Source organism: Chryseobacterium sp. MYb264 (assembly GCF_035974275.1).
Lineage (GTDB): Bacteria > Bacteroidota > Bacteroidia > Flavobacteriales > Weeksellaceae > Chryseobacterium.
In genome coordinates this window covers 4,805,586-4,820,926 of the sequence record NZ_CP142422.1, presented here as the reverse complement: position 1 = coordinate 4,820,926, position 15,341 = coordinate 4,805,586, and the positions used below count along the sequence as shown (strand labels likewise).

Below are 15,341 nucleotides of genomic sequence, written 5' to 3'. Positions count from 1 at the left end.
GAGCTGGGAAAAGGGACATTGAATACATTTAACCGCTCTTCCTGTTTATCGTTGATCCACTCATTATTACTCCAAAAAAAAAATTACAAAACAAAAAAACCGTTCATTTCTGAACGGTTTCTGTGTATTTAGGTATTAATTACCAGATTTTAATCCTGTCTGCAGGCGCTTTGTATAATTTATCTCCTTGTTTCACGTCGAATGCTTTGTAGAAGGCATCAACATTGATAATCGGTCCGAAACTTCTGAAATATCCAGGAGAGTGCGGATCTGTTTTCACTTGGTTTACCATATATTTTTCGCTAGATAATGTTCTCCAAACCGTTGCCCAGCTTAAGAAAAATCGCTGATCCTGTGTAAATCCGCTGATTGTTCCAGGGTTTCCTTTATCTTTCAAATACATTTGAAGGGCATCGTAAGCGATGTTTACCCCACCAAGGTCAGCAATGTTTTCACCGTTTGTGAAAGTACCGTTTACGAAAGTTCCTTTTACAGGCTCATATTTATCGTACTGAGCAGCAAGAGCTTTTGTTGCCTTCTCAAAGTTCGCTTTATCTTCCGGTGTCCACCAGTCTACCAAGTTTCCGTCTGCGTCAAACTGAGCACCAGAATCATCAAATCCGTGGCTCATTTCGTGACCGATAACCGCACCAATTCCTCCAAAGTTCACAGCGGCATCCGCCTGTGGGTTGAAGAATGGCGGCTGAAGAATGGCCGCAGGGAATACGATTTCGTTGTTTACCGGGTTATAGTAAGCATTTACCGTTTGTGGGGTCATTCCCCATTCAGATTTATCCACCGGTTTTCCGATTTTTGCTAAATCTTTATTGTACTGCCATTCCCCAATGTTCTGAATATTTGAATACAGATTTCCTCCTTTCGCTTCAGAGACGATGTTTAATTTAGAATAATCTTTCCATTTATCCGGATACGCAACTTTTACAGTGAATTTGTTTAATTTTTCCGTTGCTTTCACCTTTGTGGTTGCAGACATCCACGCTAAGTTGTTGATGTGGACAGCGAAACTTTTCTTCAAATAATCAATTAATTCAACCATCTGAGCTTTCGCTTCCGCAGGGAAATATTTTTCAACATATAATTTTCCGAAAGCTTCTCCCAAAGTACCGTTGATAAGCTCATACCCTCTTTTGTTAAGTGCTCTCTGCTCCTGCTGACCTCTTAAATATTTACCATAGAAAGCAAACTTCATATCACCTAATTTTTCGCTTAGGTAAGAAGCACTTCCGTGGATCATGTGGAATTTAAGATAATCCTTAATTACAGGAAGATTTTTAGCATTGATGAATGTATCCAGGTTTTTGTAATACCCTAATTCACCGATGATTACTTTATCTGTATTTACGCCTACAGCTTTAAGATAAGCAGGAATATCAACACCTTTTACCAATGTCTTAAGCTCAGCCATCGTTTTAGGATTGTACTGAAGCGTGTTGTCACGGCTTTGCTCGTTTGTTAAATACGTTTTAGCAATGCTTTTTTCATAATCTACAATACCTTTTGCAGCGGCGTCAGCATTTTTATATCCTAATTCTTTCAACATAGAAGCTACATACTTGGTATATTCTGCGATAGCTTCTGTATTTTTTTCGTTTACTTTCTGGTAATAATCTCTTCCTAAACCAAGCGATGCATCTCCTAAATAAACCGCATTCATTTTAGAGTCTTTCAAATCGGCATCAACACCCCATCCGTAGAAATTATTTTCACCTTCTTTTGTTACAGAAGTTAAATAATTCTGAAGATCAGCAACCGTTTTAATCGCATCGATTTTGTTGATATTCGCCTGAATAGGCTTAATTCCGTCAGCATTTCTCTTCTGCATGTCCATATAAGTCGCATAGAGATCCTGGATTTTTTTACCTTCCGTGCCATCCGCAAATTTATCCTTCAAAAGAGAGTTCAGGATCGTCATGGAATTATTGTCTGTATCATCAGCCAATTTATTGAAACTTCCCCAAGTCGGTTTATCGGAAGGGATTTTAGCAGTCTTCATCCAAGTACCACTTACATAGTTATAAAAATCATCTTGAGGACGTACAGATTTGTCCATCAAACTAAGGTCAAGACCTTTATCCGTTCCAGCTACCGCCGTTTTTGCAGCAGTTGCCTGAGCATTCACATTTTGTGAGCAAACTCCTGCCAACAAAAATAAGGAAAGCGTTAATTTTTTCATTATAATAACAATTTTTACAATATGTCTACTTTTTCTACAATTTGTTACGGGAAATTTTCTTTTTTTAAAAATCACCACGAATAACTGATTTACTTTAATTTATGATTCAAAATTTCACTCAGAAATTAAAATCCCTACCACATCCTGAATAATTTTCTGCGAAACAAAATTCATAAAATCCCCACGATCGAGATGCGGCATATATAATTTTGAAGTCACCACTTTATCATTCACTTTAATCGCATAAAAAACCGTCCCGATATCTTTTCCATCCTCCCCTTTTCCGGGACCGGCAACACCCGTGGTTGATAAAGAAATGTTTGTATCAAACAATTTCTGACAGCCTTCCGCCATTTCAGCAGCCACCTGTTCGCTTACCACCGTAAACTTATCAACGGTTTCTTTTTTAACACCCAAAATCTGAATTTTCTTTTCTGTGGCATAAGGAATAATTCCGCCAAGAAAATATTTTGAGCTTCCGGAATTGGAGGTAATCAATCTTGCCAGTTCTCCTCCTGTACAGCTTTCCGCCGTTGAGATCGTCAGTTTTCTTTCATTTAACAATTCACCAAGAATTTTTTCGATCTTATCTTCCGAAGTCGCAATTACGTTCTCTTTAATTAAAGGCAACAATTTTTGAATTTCTTCTTCCAACTGTTGCTGCAAAAACGCTTCATTCTCACCACTTGCCGTGATTCTCAACTTTACACGGGTTCCCACCGGAAGGTAAGATAAAGCCATGTTTTCAGGCAACGCCAGTTCCCAATCTTCAATGGTATCTGCCAGAATACTTTCAGGAATTCCAACCACAGAAACAATTCTTGTGGAAATATAATTCAGGCTAAATTTTTCCTGCAAATAAGGAACAATCTGGTCTTTTATCAATGGTTTCACCTCATAAGGCACACCGGGAAGACTAAACAATAACTTTCCGTCCTGCTCCATCATCATACAAGGTGCTGTCCCGAAATGATTCTGAAAAACAGTAGATTTTGTAGGTACGAAAGCCTGTTCGCGGTTTCTTTCCAGAATTTCCAGACGACCGCGTTTTTCCATATAATTTTTAAGATGATTAAAAGTAACCTCATCCAAAGCAATTTCATCATTAAAAAATTCGGCAATGGCTTTCTTGGTTTTATCGTCTCTTGTGGGACCTAAACCACCTGTTGTGATAATTAAATCTCCAATTTCAAAAGCAGATTGAATAGTATTTTTAATGCTTTCAATTTCATCAGAAATCGTAAAGATCTGTGAAACTTTTATTCCTATATTTTTAAGTTCGGTAGCAATGAAGTTAGAATTGGTATCAATTGTATTTCCGGACAGAATTTCGTCACCAATAGTGATCAGAACAGCATTTTCCATATAATTTTCGAAAAAATGTTTTTTACAAATGACGGAAAATTCTGCATGACGGGCAAACAAATTTGATTTATATTATGTATCATAAAAAAGCAGATTCTTATAAAATCTGCTTTTATTTTTCGTTTATATTTAGGCAACTCCACCGTTGGCTCCAACATTTTCACCTGAAATCCAGGAAGCTTCATCCGAAGCTAAGAGTAAAACTACTTTCGCAATATCTTCGGGCGTTCCGAGTCTTCCCAATCCTGCCATAGATTCAAATTTTTTGATATCTTCCTCTGTTTTTCCCTGACGGAACAACGGAGTGTCTGTCGGTCCTGGAGATACAGAATTTACAGTAATTCCTCTGGATCCGATTTCTTTGGCAAATACTCTGGTTAACTGTTCAACAGCTGCTTTAGTCGCCGTGTAGGTTGAATAAGTAGGAACCATTAATCTTTTAATTGTTGTTGAAAAATTGATAATTCGTCCGTTATCTTCTAATTTTGTAGCCGCTTCTTTCATCATGAAAAAAGTACCTTTTACATTGATATTGAATAATCTGTCGAAATCTTCTTCCGTAACGTCTTTCAGTAATTTATAAATGTTGATTCCTGCATTATTCACCAAAATATCTACTTTTCCGAATTGTTTTGTGGTTTCGTTAAATAATTTGGTACAGTCTTCAACTTTACTGATATCCGCCTGAATGGCAAATGCCGTGTTTCCGCTTGCATTGATCTCACTCACCGTCTGATCGGCTTCTGCCTTATTTCCGACATAATTAATGATCACTTTTGCCCCTTCTCCGGCAAATAATTTGGCCACTTCTTTTCCGATTCCTCTTGATGATCCTGTAATGATTGCTACTTTGTTTTCTAGTCGTTTCATATTTGTGATATTTAAGATTTAAATTGATTTTTATTGGTTTAAATAAAATTTGATTACATTTTAACTTTCATTAATTCAGAAATCCCTATTCTTTCCATAAAATCGTACTGCATTTTATCCACCACTTCATTGATCGGTTCTGCACCGTGGTGCTGCGGATCTATAACCACCCTGAATTCTCTTTGTCCTTTTGGTGTATCTATCGTTTTTAAAACAGCATCAGCAACATCCTGAACATTCGCTTCATCTCCTTCTTCCACGATTCTTTGAAGATTATTAACCAATTGTCCCGGTAATTCTTCAATTAAAGAATATGCCTTCACGGTTTCTTCATCTGCTGGTTTCTGAGCGCCCGGGAAGTGATTCGTTCCTGAAGTATACGCGCCCGGCTGAATAATTACACTATCGATTCCGTATCTGCTCACTTCATAATGAGTAGTTTCTGCAATCTTATCTTCCGCCGATTTACTCGCCACATAAGGCCCTTGAAACGGACTGATAATGCTGGAAGTCACACTTCCGATATAAACGATAAGCCCGTCATGATTTTCTCTGAAATGTGGAAGAACCGCGCGATTCACTCTCATCGCTCCCACTACATTCGTATTGAAAACATTCATCACCTGTTCCGGCGTAAAAGCTTCTGTGATCCCAAAAACAAGCATTCCCGCGTTGTTGATTACCACATCTAATTTTCCTGCAGTAAAAAGCGCATATTTAACGGCATTGTTTACAGAATGATCGTCAAGAATATCCATTTCAACCACTTCTAAATCTGCCTTATTTGTCGCTGCCCAAACTTCAAGCTCAGATGCAACTTCTTTATTTTTCCCTTCCACTCCTCTCATCGTTGCAAAAATCTTATGTCCTGCTGAAGCCAGTGTTTTAGCTATTACTTTTCCAAATCCGCTGCTGCTTCCGGTAATTAAAATTGTTTTTTTCATTTGTTTTTATCTTTAAGATGATGGTACAAAGGTATATGTGATGACATCGCGACCGTTAATACAAACCAAAGCATGAATGATACATATCAAAGATTCGGTGAGTTTTTGTATTCGGATGGCGTTTTTCCGGTCTCTTTTTTAAAAAACCGACTGAAATACGTGTTGGTTTCAAAGCCTAATTTATAAGCAATTTCAGAAATCGAAAAATTGGTTTGATATAATAAGACTTTTGCTTCGTGAATCGTTTTCTCTTTAATTAAGCTGCTTGCCGTTTTCCCCAATACTTTTTTAGTCACCTGATTCAGATAATTCGGGTGAATGTATAATTCCGAGGCATAATCGCTCGCAATTTTCAACGATACATCCCTACCTAAATATAATTGTTCATAATGCTGCGATAAAAGCGTCTGAAACTTCTTTACAATATGCCTTTGAGAATCTATAATATCCGGCTCCGAATCATCTTTTGAATAATAAATTCTAGACGACTGATGCATAATCAACAGTAACAATGAACGTATAATCTCCCATTTTCCGAAATAATCACCGGAAAGCTCTTCTAAAATTTCATTATAAATTGAACTTAATTTTGCGAATTGATCTGCATTGACTTTTATGACAATATTAGAATCAACTCCAAAAAATGGAAAGTTTTCTAAAATTCGGCTGTTTATGATTGATGATGATAAAAATGTAGAAGAAAAAAACATTACAAAACCTGTAAGATCTTCAATAATTTCCCAAGACTGAACATTTCCTGATGTTGAAAAAAATAAAGTTCCTTCATCCATCGTATAAGGCTTTGAATTTACCTTAATATCCTGAACACCGTATTTAAATAAAGAGATCTGATAAAACATATTTCGGTAAGGCAACATTGTACGCTTTACTTTATTCATCGAAACTTCATAGCGGTGGCAATCGAATTCAAGACTTTCCGGTTCCCAAATATCTATGCTTTTATACAAATCCTGAATGGAATGAAAAACAAGAACATCACTTTGCATCAATAATGTATTTTATATTGAAAAGATACTAATATTTTGATACATAATGAATTATTTTTCAGTTTGAGTTAAAATCATATTACGATAAAGAAACAACACGATTTTTTATATCTTTGAAATGAAGTTTTAAAATATAATGTAAATAATATGTCTAAATATGACGATGCTTCCTGGCATTATGGCGGCGATTTTCCCGAAGGTCTTCCTGAAAAAAACGGAGCTACACACACCGGAATGTTCCTGAATTGGTGTATTCAGAATGATTTGATTTCAGACGAACTGAAAGAAGATGGCGAAGAGGAAATTGAAAAATTAATGCGAAGAGAAATTACCGGAGCAGAATTTATCATGGATTCTATGGACGGGAAATTTTCCGAATATGACTTGAATGAATTGGGAAATGCTTTTGCACAGGATTATTATAAAGACGAAACTGATTTTGGAAACAGATACAGTTCGTTTGCCGATGATTACGTGAATATTTTTGATGCTAAAGCCGAAGAAAACGATTATGAATATGAAACATTTTATCATATTGAAGATACCTACGACAATTATGATCTAATGCAACTGGCTATTAATCATCGTTACGAGGAATGGAAGGAATATAGAAATCTGAATTAATTACCTAACGTCTAATATAACATATATAATAAAAACTCCCCTCCTTTTGAGGGGTGACGAAAATTCGTAAGAATTTTTGACGGGGTGGTTTAATACTTTAATATTTATTTAGGTTAAAAAAATGACTGCTTCGTCATTTCATTTCTTGCAAAAGCCTAATCATGTTTCACCCAAATCAAATCCTCTGTTTTATACCCAATATTCTTCGCTTTTTCTAAAAATCGCTGTTTAATACTTTCAGGAATTTCTTTTGTACGGGATAAAATCCAGATATATTTAGTGCTGTTTCCGACTACCAAAGCATATTGATAGTCTTCATCAATATCAATCACATTGTAGCCTGCCCAAATAGGTTTAAAAAAAGAAACTTTTAATCTGGCTTCAGTTGGTTCGTTTACAAATTTCGCTTCTCCAATAGATTCTTTCCATTCTTTTTTAACGTAATTATAGCCTTTATTATCAACACGAATAGTTCCATTCGGATTTTTAGAATATGTTGCGGTTACGTTATCCATATTTTTCTCGAATCTATAGTCGAAACGGGCAATTTCGTACCATCTTCCGAGATATTTTTCTGAATTAAAATTTTGAACTGCCGTTGCTCCTTTTGGAATCCCCACTGAACATGAATTGAAAATAATAAGTCCTAAAACACCCAAAGAAATGGGAATTGCTATTTTTTGAAGGGTTTTCATAATAGAATATTTTGTGTAATTGGTCTGAAAAGTTCAAAAATGATGCCTTAATTTTTTGCTAAAACTCTTTTGTTTTTAACGCAATGGGCGCTAAGATTTTTTTGACTACTAAACTTTTCTAAGTTCGCAAAGGCGTTTCACTTAAATAAGATCACTAAGTATTATCTCTAATTTTCTTGGAAAACCTATGCTTTTAATGTCGAATCGTTGCAGCCCGACTTGAGCGGAGCTCTTTTTGTGAAACAAAAAAGCGGGAGCGGAAGGCGGAAAAAGCTGCCCAAAAATTAAGAAAAAACTTTCAGGAAATTATCTTTGAAACTTCCGGAAACTTCGATTTCGGTGTTATCAGAAAGGGTTGCCGTTCCGCTTTTATGGTACGATTTCACAAAATTGGTATTGATGATATGCGAACGGTGAACTCTCACAAAAGGGTTTTCCAGCAAGTCATCAAAATGCTTTAAAAATCGGCAGACCATTTTCTTTGAACCGTCTGTCAGATAAACTTGTGTGAAATTTCCATCAGCCTGAAGTCGCATAATATCTTCAGTTTTCACGACATCAAAACCTTGTAATGTTGGAAGAATTAACTGTTGTTTTTCAGGTTTTAACTTTAAATTTTCAAGGAGAATTTTATTTCTGTTGAGTTCTTCTTTATTTTCTAAACTTTCGGCAACTTTATTGACCGCCAAAATCAGTTCCTGAATATCGATGGGTTTTAAAATATAATAACTCGCCGATTTGTTCAAAGCCTGCAAAGAATATTGCGAAAACGCCGTAATGAAAATGGTTTCGTAAGAAAAATCTTTCGTTGCTTCCAAAACATCAAATGCGTTTCCGAAAGGCATTTCCACATCTAAAAAAACCAATTGAGGTTGTTTTTCCGCGATCAGAGGAACGGCTTCCTTAATGTTTTCAGCTTCACCCAAAATCTCAACCTGCGGACAATATTTTGTGAGATAATTCCTCAAAACATCTCTTGCAATGACTTCGTCGTCTACGATTACGGCTTTTATTTTCATAATTTTCTAGGTTATAGATAGTAGGTTTTAGGTTGCAGGTTGTTGACGTTTATAGATTATTAATCGCTTTATAACGTACTTCAACAAGAACACCTTGTGCATCTTTTTTATCAGTGATTTTACATTGAATTTCCTGCTTATACAAATCATTCAGCAAAGCAATTCTTTCCAGCGTATTTTTCATTCCGCGACCCTTTCTGGCTTTTTGATGTTCTGTTTTTTGTTTTTTGCTTTCCTCAATTCCGATTCCGTTATCTTCAATCGTAATTTTTAAAAATTGCTCCTGTTTTTCGAAATTCAGTTTCAAAAATCCTTTGTTTGTTCTGTAACGAAGTCCGTGCCAGATTGCGTTTTCGAGAAATGGCTGTACCAGCATTCCGGGAACTTTTAGACTTTGAGTATTTAAAGATTCATCCACATCAATTTCAAAATCAAATTTATCCGCGAAGCGCGTTTTTTCCAATGCTAAATAGTTTTGAAGCAAATCTAATTCCTGCTGAAATGGAATGAAATCTTCCGTAGAATTTTCCATGACACCACGCATTAACTTTGAAAATCTGGTTAAATATTGATTGGCTTCCAGTTCGTTATTCGTCGCAATAAAATGATTGACAGAATTTAAGCTGTTAAAAATAAAATGCGGATTCATCTCACGGCGAAGCGATTGCAACGCAATTTTTTTATTCTTGATCTGAACTTTTTTCAAGGTTCTGAAAATGAAAATTATTAATCCAATCAGAATAATTAATGCAAAAATTAAACTGTAGTTAAAGACATTTTTCTTACGAATCAATTCATCTTTTAATTGCTTTTCCTTTTCTAATTGGGCGATTCTCTGTTCGGTATCTTCCAAGATTTTTTCATCGACCAGACTTTTATCTTTTGAAACCAAATCTGGCAACTTTCCTAAAAAATCACGATATAATTTCACCGAAGCATCTGTATTTTCAGAAACATTATAAAGGCTGTCTAATTTTTTTACACTTTTCTGAGCTTCCAAAGTATGCCCTTTTTCCAACGCGATTCCGTAGGATTTTTTTAATAAATCAATGGCTTCCTGGGGATCATTTTTTTTAATATAAATATCTGCTAACTCTTGAATTTGTTCAACCTCTTTTTTAGAATTTTCTTTAACGAAATCTTCCTTTAAAACTGTCTTTTTTGCTTCAATTGCTTTGTCGAATTTTTTATTTTCAATATAAAAGTCGGTCAGTTTCTTATTAATTTCCAAGGCTTGCGTTGGAGCCTCTTTTTTTGAAATCTCATAGGCATTGTTGAGATTGGACTCCGCTTTAGGAATATTATTCTGCTGAATATTTACATCTGCCATCTGGCTGTAACTTGCCGCCAGATCACCTTTATCCTTTTCGTTTTCATTCAATTGAATATTGCTTAAAATCGCTTCTTCTTTAGCTTCGGGAGAACTTGTGGAAAGTCTTGCCACATCATTAGAGTTGACTGCTTTACTTTTGCTTCTCGATGAACCTACCCGTGCGGCGCGGTTGTAATTGCTGATAGCCGGCGTAATTTTATTCTGCTTTTCCTGAGATTGAGCTAATTTCCTGCTTACTTTTTCAATATTCGGTTTGTCATTAATTTTCTCATAAATATTTTTCGCTTTCGTGTAATACTCCTCGCTTTTCTGAAAATTTCCATCATTAAAGAATGTTTCGCCGATACTGTAATAAGAATTGGCCTGTGCAGATTCATCCCTTGAATCCACAGCTTTTCGCAGCTTTACAGACTGTTTCTGGATGTCTTCGACAGGCTTCTCCATTTGAGCATATACAATATTCCCAGACAAAAAGAAAAACACGATAAAAAATGCGACCCTTTTCATACAACAAAGATAGGTATATACTAATGTATTACGAAAAGATTCACCAAGTGAAATCAGACGTTCACCAAGTGGATGACACGATCTTCTCATCATAGCGTAAGTTGGTGACAGAATCTTAATATTAATTGAAATTCTGTTAACAGTCAGCTCTTTAACATTGATTACATTTGATAAAACCAAAATCACTATGAAAAAACATTTTTACCTTTTATTATTTCCTGCATTACTACTGCAAAGCTGTTCTTTCCTGGAACAGAGCAATTTCATCGAAACCAAAATTATTTCGAGCGACCTGAACGAAAAGATTATTTACAAGTATTATCAGACAGGAATTGATGATTATAAAGTAGATTTCTATTCTGTTATAGAGTCAGATTCCACGAAATTGTTTGAACATTCTATAGATGATGCGCTTTTTACCTCTAATACTTATACCATTTCCGAGCATGAAGACCGGCTTATTATAAGGACAAAATTATTTTCAGAAGAGAAAAAGCTCACCACCCGAAACGGCAGATCTATCCTTCTTACCAACCGATAAACAGTTCATTTGAACTGTTTTTTTTTATTTGGAGCTTACTCCCGCTTTCCGCTCATACTCCTCACCCCAAAGCTCGCCAACGCTCTCCACTTCTAAACCCTCCTTCTCTCAAACCCTCCAACCCAGTTGCGGGGTATCCGCTGCAATCGGGGCTAGGGGTTTCAGCCGGTCATTCAAATATTCTGCAAAAACTCAAGCTCACCAAGTGAAACCCAGATTTCACCAAGTCTCCCAATTTCACCTCTTCAATCGGAGTAATTTTACTCCAGAAGTTTAAAATTTAAAATAAAAACAGTATGAAATTGAGACATTTTTTAATAATCGGATTATTGACTTTAGGACGCTTTACACAAGCTCAGGAAATCAAAAGAAATGCAATCGAAGTAACAGGCGTTGCTGAAATGGAAGTAGAACCGGATGAAATTATTTTCAACGTTGGTATTAAGGGAGATAATAAAAACCAATTAGCCGACAATGAGAAATCACTGTTTGAAACCCTAAAGAAAAACGGGGTGAAAAATGAAGACATCAAATTCCAGTCGATGTATCAGAATATTTACTCTAAAACTAAAATTTTCACGAAAAGTTTTCAGTTTAAAGTAAGCAAGACCACCGATATGGGAAACCTGTTTGAAAATCTTAATCAGAAATGGGTAAACAACATCAACATTGCTGAAATTAAGAATACCAAAATTGCAGATTTTAGAAAAACAGTAAAAATTAATGCCTTAAAAGCAGCCAAAGAAAAAGCAGATTATCTCTTGGAAAGCATCGGTAAGAAAGTGGGAACTCCGCTTGAGATCACAGAAATTGAAGATTATACAAGTGACATGATTTTGCCAAAAGCCTACAAATCTGTGAGAGTGAGCAATGTTCAAATGGAAGCCGCAGACGCAGGCGTTGATTATTCTTTTGATAATATCGAAAATATCAAGCTGAAGTACAGTATTAAAACGAAATACGAAATCCTTTAAAAAACATAAGATCATGACCATAATTAAATTCTTAACATTAACATTGGGAGCTACTGCATTTTTAAGTGCCCAAAGCTCACCGATCAGAAGTTGCGGAAAACCATTACATCCAAAAACGATCGTTCAGAATGATGCTCCCTCAGGAACCGTCAGCAAAGAGAATAAAATTCAGGTGGCTTTGCTTCTGGATACCTCCAACAGCATGGACGGACTGATCGATCAGGCAAAATCCAGACTCTGGAATATTGTGAATACTTTAACCACCTTAAAATACAACGGAAAAGCTCCACAAGTGGAAATTGCCCTGTATGAATACGGGAACGACGGGCTTCAGGACGAAAATTTTATCCGACAGGTAACTCCATTAACGCAGGATCTGGATCTGGTTTCCGAAAAATTATTCGCTTTAAAAACCAATGGTGGAAGTGAATATTGTGGTGCCGTTATTCGAGATGCCTCAATGAATCTCAACTGGGACGGCAATGAAAAAAGCATGAAACTGATTTATATTGCGGGAAATGAACCTTTCGATCAGGGAAGAATCAATTATAAAGAAACCATTTCTAAGGCTAAATCTAAAAATATTTATACCAACACCATTTTCTGCGGCGACAGAAGTGAAGGAATTCAAAGTTTCTGGCAAAGTGGCGCTACTATTGGTGACGGAAAATATTTTAATATCGACAGTGATAAAAAAGTAATTTATATTGAGACTCCTTACGATGTAAAAATTTCTGAATACAATTCAAAATTAAACGATACGTATGTCTATTACGGAAGCCGTGGCTCAGAATATAAGAACAAACAAATGGTTCAGGATAAAAATGCTGAAGTTCAATCTGCGTCGAGTTCCGTAGAGAGAACAGTAGCAAAATCCCGGAAAAATGCTTACAAAAATGATCACTGGGATCTGGTAGACCGGGCTGAAAAAGATGCTGATTTTATTTCAAAGGTCAAAGAAAGTGAACTTCCTGCTGATCTGAAAGGTAAAAGTAAAGAAGAAATCAAAAAGGCGGTGGCTGAAAAATCAGCACAACGGGGCCAGATTCAGAAAGAAATTGAAGTGCTTTCTAAAAAAAGACAGGGTTATATTGATACGGAAATGAAAAAAAGAGGCAACCCGGAGGCTGACGACCTTGGAAAAGCAATTGAAAATTCAGTGCTGGAGCTGGCTAAGAAAAAAGGGTACAGTATTTAAAAGTAAAAAAATTCAGGTATCTATTTGTCTGATAGAAGAAACTATGGAGTTTTACATCATGATAATACAAAAGGTGACCAAAACTAAGGTCACCTTTTGTATTTTGATAGGATAAACGTATGAAAATAGTAAACCCAAAGGTTTTACTAATTGTGTATTTTATTTTAAGGAAGCCAGGAAAAGCAGCAAAGCCACTTATTAAGCTGTACCGCTAATGCGATCGCTTCATCAAATCAACTTTGTTGATTCCTCTTTGCTCCTTATAATATTCAATGAGTTAAAATAAAACTTTGCGTTAAAACGTATTTGCCCTGGGTGTTTGAAATTAAAAATCCCATTTTGGAAACTATCTTCCGAATTTAAAATATCGGGACAGTGGATGTTTTTTACCTTTCATAAATCGGGATGCCATTTCCATTCCGGTTACAGAAAAAGTGATCCCATTTCCTCCGAATCCCAGCACGAAATAGGAGTTTTTAAACTTGGGATGCTCACTGATGTAAGGTAAACCATCTTTTGTTTCCCCGAAAGTCCCGGCCCAGACAAAATCGGTATAAAAATGATAATCCGGTTTTATTTTTTTTAGAACCTTTACAATTTCTTTTTCTTTTTTATCAAGAAGGGCGTCTCGTTTTTTGGAATCATAAAAATCCTCATCTCCGCCACCGATCAGCAGCCTTGCATCATCGGTTGTTCTCATATAAATATAAGGGTCATCCGTATTCCAGACTAATGTGTCGGTGATGTTTTTAAATTTATCATGATCAATTTCAGAAACAATGGCGTAGGTACTTTTTAAATCAACAAAATGCTCTTTGATTAAATTTTTACTCTCATAGCCAATGCAGTAAATGATTTTTTTTGCTTTGATCTGGTATCCGGAATCAACAGTCACCAAATTATATCCTTTACAATATTCAACTTTTGTCATTTCTGTTTTGTCGAATATTTTTAGTCCTTTTTTGGTATTCAATTCAAATAATTCATGAGAGAATTTAAAAGCATCAATACTCGCTCCCTGATCGGAGACGATGCCGCCAAACGTGTTTTCGAATCCGAATTTTTTTAGAACTTCTTCAGCTTCAAGCCATTTAACCTTAAATCCTGCTTTTTTTCTGGCTTTATATTCTTCTTTCAGCCAATTGACATCCTTCTTTTTCGAAGCAAAATATAATGACTGTTTTCTTTTAAAACCGGCTTTTGATTTAATTTTTTCTGAGAGTTTTTCAAGAGTATCGATGGAATCTGAGCAGGCTTTATAGCTGTTGACTGCTCCTTTCTGTCCAATTTTTTCTATCAGTTCAAAAAGAGGAACATCAATTTCATATTGCAGCATTGAAGTGGTTGCGGAAGTACTGCCATTGCAGATTTCACGTTTATCAATAAGTATGGTTTTATAACCGTCCGCAACCATTTGATGAGCCACCAGGCTTCCCGTAATTCCGCCTCCGATGATCAAAACATCACATTCTTCATTCGATTTTAAGGATGGATAGGAAGAAACCAATCCGTTTTTCAGCAACCAGAATGGTTCATTAGATTTAAGATTCATAGAATATTTTTCATAAAACAATTCAATAACCGCGCCTTTTATTAATTAAAAATTAAATAATGGTTTAATTATTGTTATCACTTAAAAATCAAACCACATTAAAAATTTATATATGATAACGATTATTCCAGAAGCTCCGGAGAATGTTGCGGCATTCAATGCGACGGGCGAGGTAACAAAAGAAGATTTTGAAAATCTGGTAATTCCACGGGTAAAAGCAAAAGTGGATCAATTTGGAGAGTTGAATTATTTGCTGTATTTGGATACTGATCTGGATAATTTTACGATGGGAGCATGGATTGAAGATACCCTCTTGGGTATAAAGAATCTGGCCAACTGGAACAGGGCCGCTATCGTAACGGATAAAGAAGGTGTACAGAAATTCACTGATATTTTCAGTGTTCTGATGCCTGGAGAATTTAAATCTTTTCCTAAAGAAAATTTATACAATGCCCTGTATTGGTGCAAGAATGGCAATGAAGTAGAGGCATAAGTACTATTTATTAAAGAAGAAGGGA

14 protein-coding genes are annotated in these 15,341 nt (G+C 35.8%); 5 read left to right on the top strand and 9 right to left on the bottom strand.

Translation table 11 applies throughout. The annotated features are described in order from the left end of the window. Positions 1 to 139 precede the first annotated feature (139 nt). The 5 genes from VUJ46_RS21165 to VUJ46_RS21145 form a co-directional block, all read right to left on the bottom strand. Entirely contained in the window at positions 140 to 2,194 is a 2,055-nt protein-coding gene (locus VUJ46_RS21165; protein WP_326982642.1) for a M13 family metallopeptidase, read from the bottom strand. 114 nt (positions 2,195 to 2,308) lie between these two features. After that, positions 2,309 to 3,559 carry a CinA family nicotinamide mononucleotide deamidase-related protein gene (locus tag VUJ46_RS21160; RefSeq protein WP_326982641.1) on the bottom strand — a complete coding sequence of 417 codons (1,251 nt, stop codon included), beginning with the start codon at positions 3,557 to 3,559 and terminating at the stop codon, positions 2,309 to 2,311. Positions 3,560 to 3,688: 129 nt separating this feature from the next. Further along, positions 3,689 to 4,429 (bottom strand): SDR family oxidoreductase, encoded by a 741-nt coding sequence (locus VUJ46_RS21155; protein ID WP_326982640.1) that lies wholly within the window; start codon positions 4,427 to 4,429, stop codon positions 3,689 to 3,691. A gap of 53 nt (positions 4,430 to 4,482) precedes the next feature. Then, positions 4,483 to 5,373 (bottom strand): SDR family oxidoreductase, encoded by an 891-nt coding sequence (locus tag VUJ46_RS21150; RefSeq protein WP_326982639.1) that lies wholly within the window; start codon positions 5,371 to 5,373, stop codon positions 4,483 to 4,485. An 86-nt stretch (positions 5,374 to 5,459) separates the two neighbouring features. After that, positions 5,460 to 6,380, bottom strand: coding sequence for a helix-turn-helix domain-containing protein (locus VUJ46_RS21145; RefSeq protein ID WP_326982638.1), 921 nt, complete (start codon positions 6,378 to 6,380; stop codon positions 5,460 to 5,462). A gap of 147 nt (positions 6,381 to 6,527) precedes the next feature. Here VUJ46_RS21145 and VUJ46_RS21140 point away from each other — a divergent pair, with 147 nt between their 5' ends. Continuing rightward, positions 6,528 to 7,004, top strand: coding sequence for a DUF7832 domain-containing protein (locus VUJ46_RS21140; RefSeq protein WP_326982637.1), 477 nt, complete (start codon positions 6,528 to 6,530; stop codon positions 7,002 to 7,004). 155 nt (positions 7,005 to 7,159) lie between these two features. On the opposite strand, the gene VUJ46_RS21135 is transcribed toward VUJ46_RS21140, so the two are convergent. The 3 genes from VUJ46_RS21135 to VUJ46_RS21125 all read right to left on the bottom strand — a co-directional run bounded on the left by VUJ46_RS21135 (position 7,160) and on the right by VUJ46_RS21125 (position 10,495). Beyond that, positions 7,160 to 7,699, bottom strand: coding sequence for a lipocalin family protein (locus tag VUJ46_RS21135; RefSeq protein WP_326982636.1), 540 nt, complete (start codon positions 7,697 to 7,699; stop codon positions 7,160 to 7,162). 284 nt (positions 7,700 to 7,983) lie between these two features. Continuing rightward, positions 7,984 to 8,718, bottom strand: a complete 735-nt coding sequence (locus tag VUJ46_RS21130; protein WP_326982635.1) for a LytR/AlgR family response regulator transcription factor — start codon at positions 8,716 to 8,718, stop codon at positions 7,984 to 7,986. Positions 8,719 to 8,767: 49 nt separating this feature from the next. Beyond that, entirely contained in the window at positions 8,768 to 10,495 is a 1,728-nt protein-coding gene (locus tag VUJ46_RS21125; RefSeq protein ID WP_326982634.1) for a tetratricopeptide repeat-containing sensor histidine kinase, read from the bottom strand. 250 nt (positions 10,496 to 10,745) lie between these two features. On the opposite strand from VUJ46_RS21125, the gene VUJ46_RS21120 reads away from it, so the two are divergent. From VUJ46_RS21120 to VUJ46_RS21110, 3 genes are all read left to right on the top strand, one after another. Then, positions 10,746 to 11,099: a hypothetical protein gene (locus VUJ46_RS21120; RefSeq protein WP_326982633.1), complete on the top strand. Its 354-nt coding sequence runs from the start codon at positions 10,746 to 10,748 to the stop codon at positions 11,097 to 11,099. Positions 11,100 to 11,395: 296 nt separating this feature from the next. Continuing rightward, positions 11,396 to 12,073, top strand: a complete 678-nt coding sequence (locus VUJ46_RS21115) for an SIMPL domain-containing protein (RefSeq protein WP_326982632.1) — start codon at positions 11,396 to 11,398, stop codon at positions 12,071 to 12,073. Positions 12,074 to 12,086: 13 nt separating this feature from the next. Then, complete coding sequence (locus tag VUJ46_RS21110; RefSeq protein ID WP_326982631.1) at positions 12,087 to 13,271, top strand: vWA domain-containing protein; 1,185 nt, start codon at positions 12,087 to 12,089, stop codon at positions 13,269 to 13,271. Between the two features lie 346 nt (positions 13,272 to 13,617). On the opposite strand, the gene VUJ46_RS21105 is transcribed toward VUJ46_RS21110, so the two are convergent. Continuing rightward, positions 13,618 to 14,823, bottom strand: a complete 1,206-nt coding sequence (locus tag VUJ46_RS21105; RefSeq protein WP_326982630.1) for an NAD(P)/FAD-dependent oxidoreductase — start codon at positions 14,821 to 14,823, stop codon at positions 13,618 to 13,620. A 112-nt stretch (positions 14,824 to 14,935) separates the two neighbouring features. On the opposite strand from VUJ46_RS21105, the gene VUJ46_RS21100 reads away from it, so the two are divergent. Next, the gene (locus VUJ46_RS21100) at positions 14,936 to 15,316 is read left to right on the top strand and encodes an STAS/SEC14 domain-containing protein (RefSeq protein WP_326982629.1); all 381 of its coding nucleotides are present in this window, start codon (positions 14,936 to 14,938) and stop codon (positions 15,314 to 15,316) included. Positions 15,317 to 15,341 lie beyond the last annotated feature (25 nt).

What these genes read in the sequence shown, in the direction of transcription:
- VUJ46_RS21105 (WP_326982630.1), bottom strand. Translation starts at nt 14,823, where the DNA reads ATGAATCTTAAATCTAATGAACCATTCTGGTTGCTGAAAAACGGATTG.
- VUJ46_RS21100 (WP_326982629.1), top strand. Translation starts at nt 14,936, where the DNA reads ATGATAACGATTATTCCAGAAGCTCCGGAGAATGTTGCGGCATTCAAT.
- VUJ46_RS21110 (WP_326982631.1), top strand. Translation starts at nt 12,087, where the DNA reads ATGACCATAATTAAATTCTTAACATTAACATTGGGAGCTACTGCATTT.
- VUJ46_RS21130 (WP_326982635.1), bottom strand. Translation starts at nt 8,718, where the DNA reads ATGAAAATAAAAGCCGTAATCGTAGACGACGAAGTCATTGCAAGAGAT.
- VUJ46_RS21145 (WP_326982638.1), bottom strand. Translation starts at nt 6,380, where the DNA reads ATGCAAAGTGATGTTCTTGTTTTTCATTCCATTCAGGATTTGTATAAA.
- VUJ46_RS21140 (WP_326982637.1), top strand. Translation starts at nt 6,528, where the DNA reads ATGTCTAAATATGACGATGCTTCCTGGCATTATGGCGGCGATTTTCCC.
- VUJ46_RS21115 (WP_326982632.1), top strand. Translation starts at nt 11,396, where the DNA reads ATGAAATTGAGACATTTTTTAATAATCGGATTATTGACTTTAGGACGC.
- VUJ46_RS21160 (WP_326982641.1), bottom strand. Translation starts at nt 3,559, where the DNA reads ATGGAAAATGCTGTTCTGATCACTATTGGTGACGAAATTCTGTCCGGA.
- VUJ46_RS21125 (WP_326982634.1), bottom strand. Translation starts at nt 10,495, where the DNA reads ATGGAGAAGCCTGTCGAAGACATCCAGAAACAGTCTGTAAAGCTGCGA.
- VUJ46_RS21155 (WP_326982640.1), bottom strand. Translation starts at nt 4,429, where the DNA reads ATGAAACGACTAGAAAACAAAGTAGCAATCATTACAGGATCATCAAGA.
- VUJ46_RS21120 (WP_326982633.1), top strand. Translation starts at nt 10,746, where the DNA reads ATGAAAAAACATTTTTACCTTTTATTATTTCCTGCATTACTACTGCAA.
- VUJ46_RS21150 (WP_326982639.1), bottom strand. Translation starts at nt 5,373, where the DNA reads ATGAAAAAAACAATTTTAATTACCGGAAGCAGCAGCGGATTTGGAAAA.
- VUJ46_RS21165 (WP_326982642.1), bottom strand. Translation starts at nt 2,194, where the DNA reads ATGAAAAAATTAACGCTTTCCTTATTTTTGTTGGCAGGAGTTTGCTCA.
- VUJ46_RS21135 (WP_326982636.1), bottom strand. Translation starts at nt 7,699, where the DNA reads ATGAAAACCCTTCAAAAAATAGCAATTCCCATTTCTTTGGGTGTTTTA.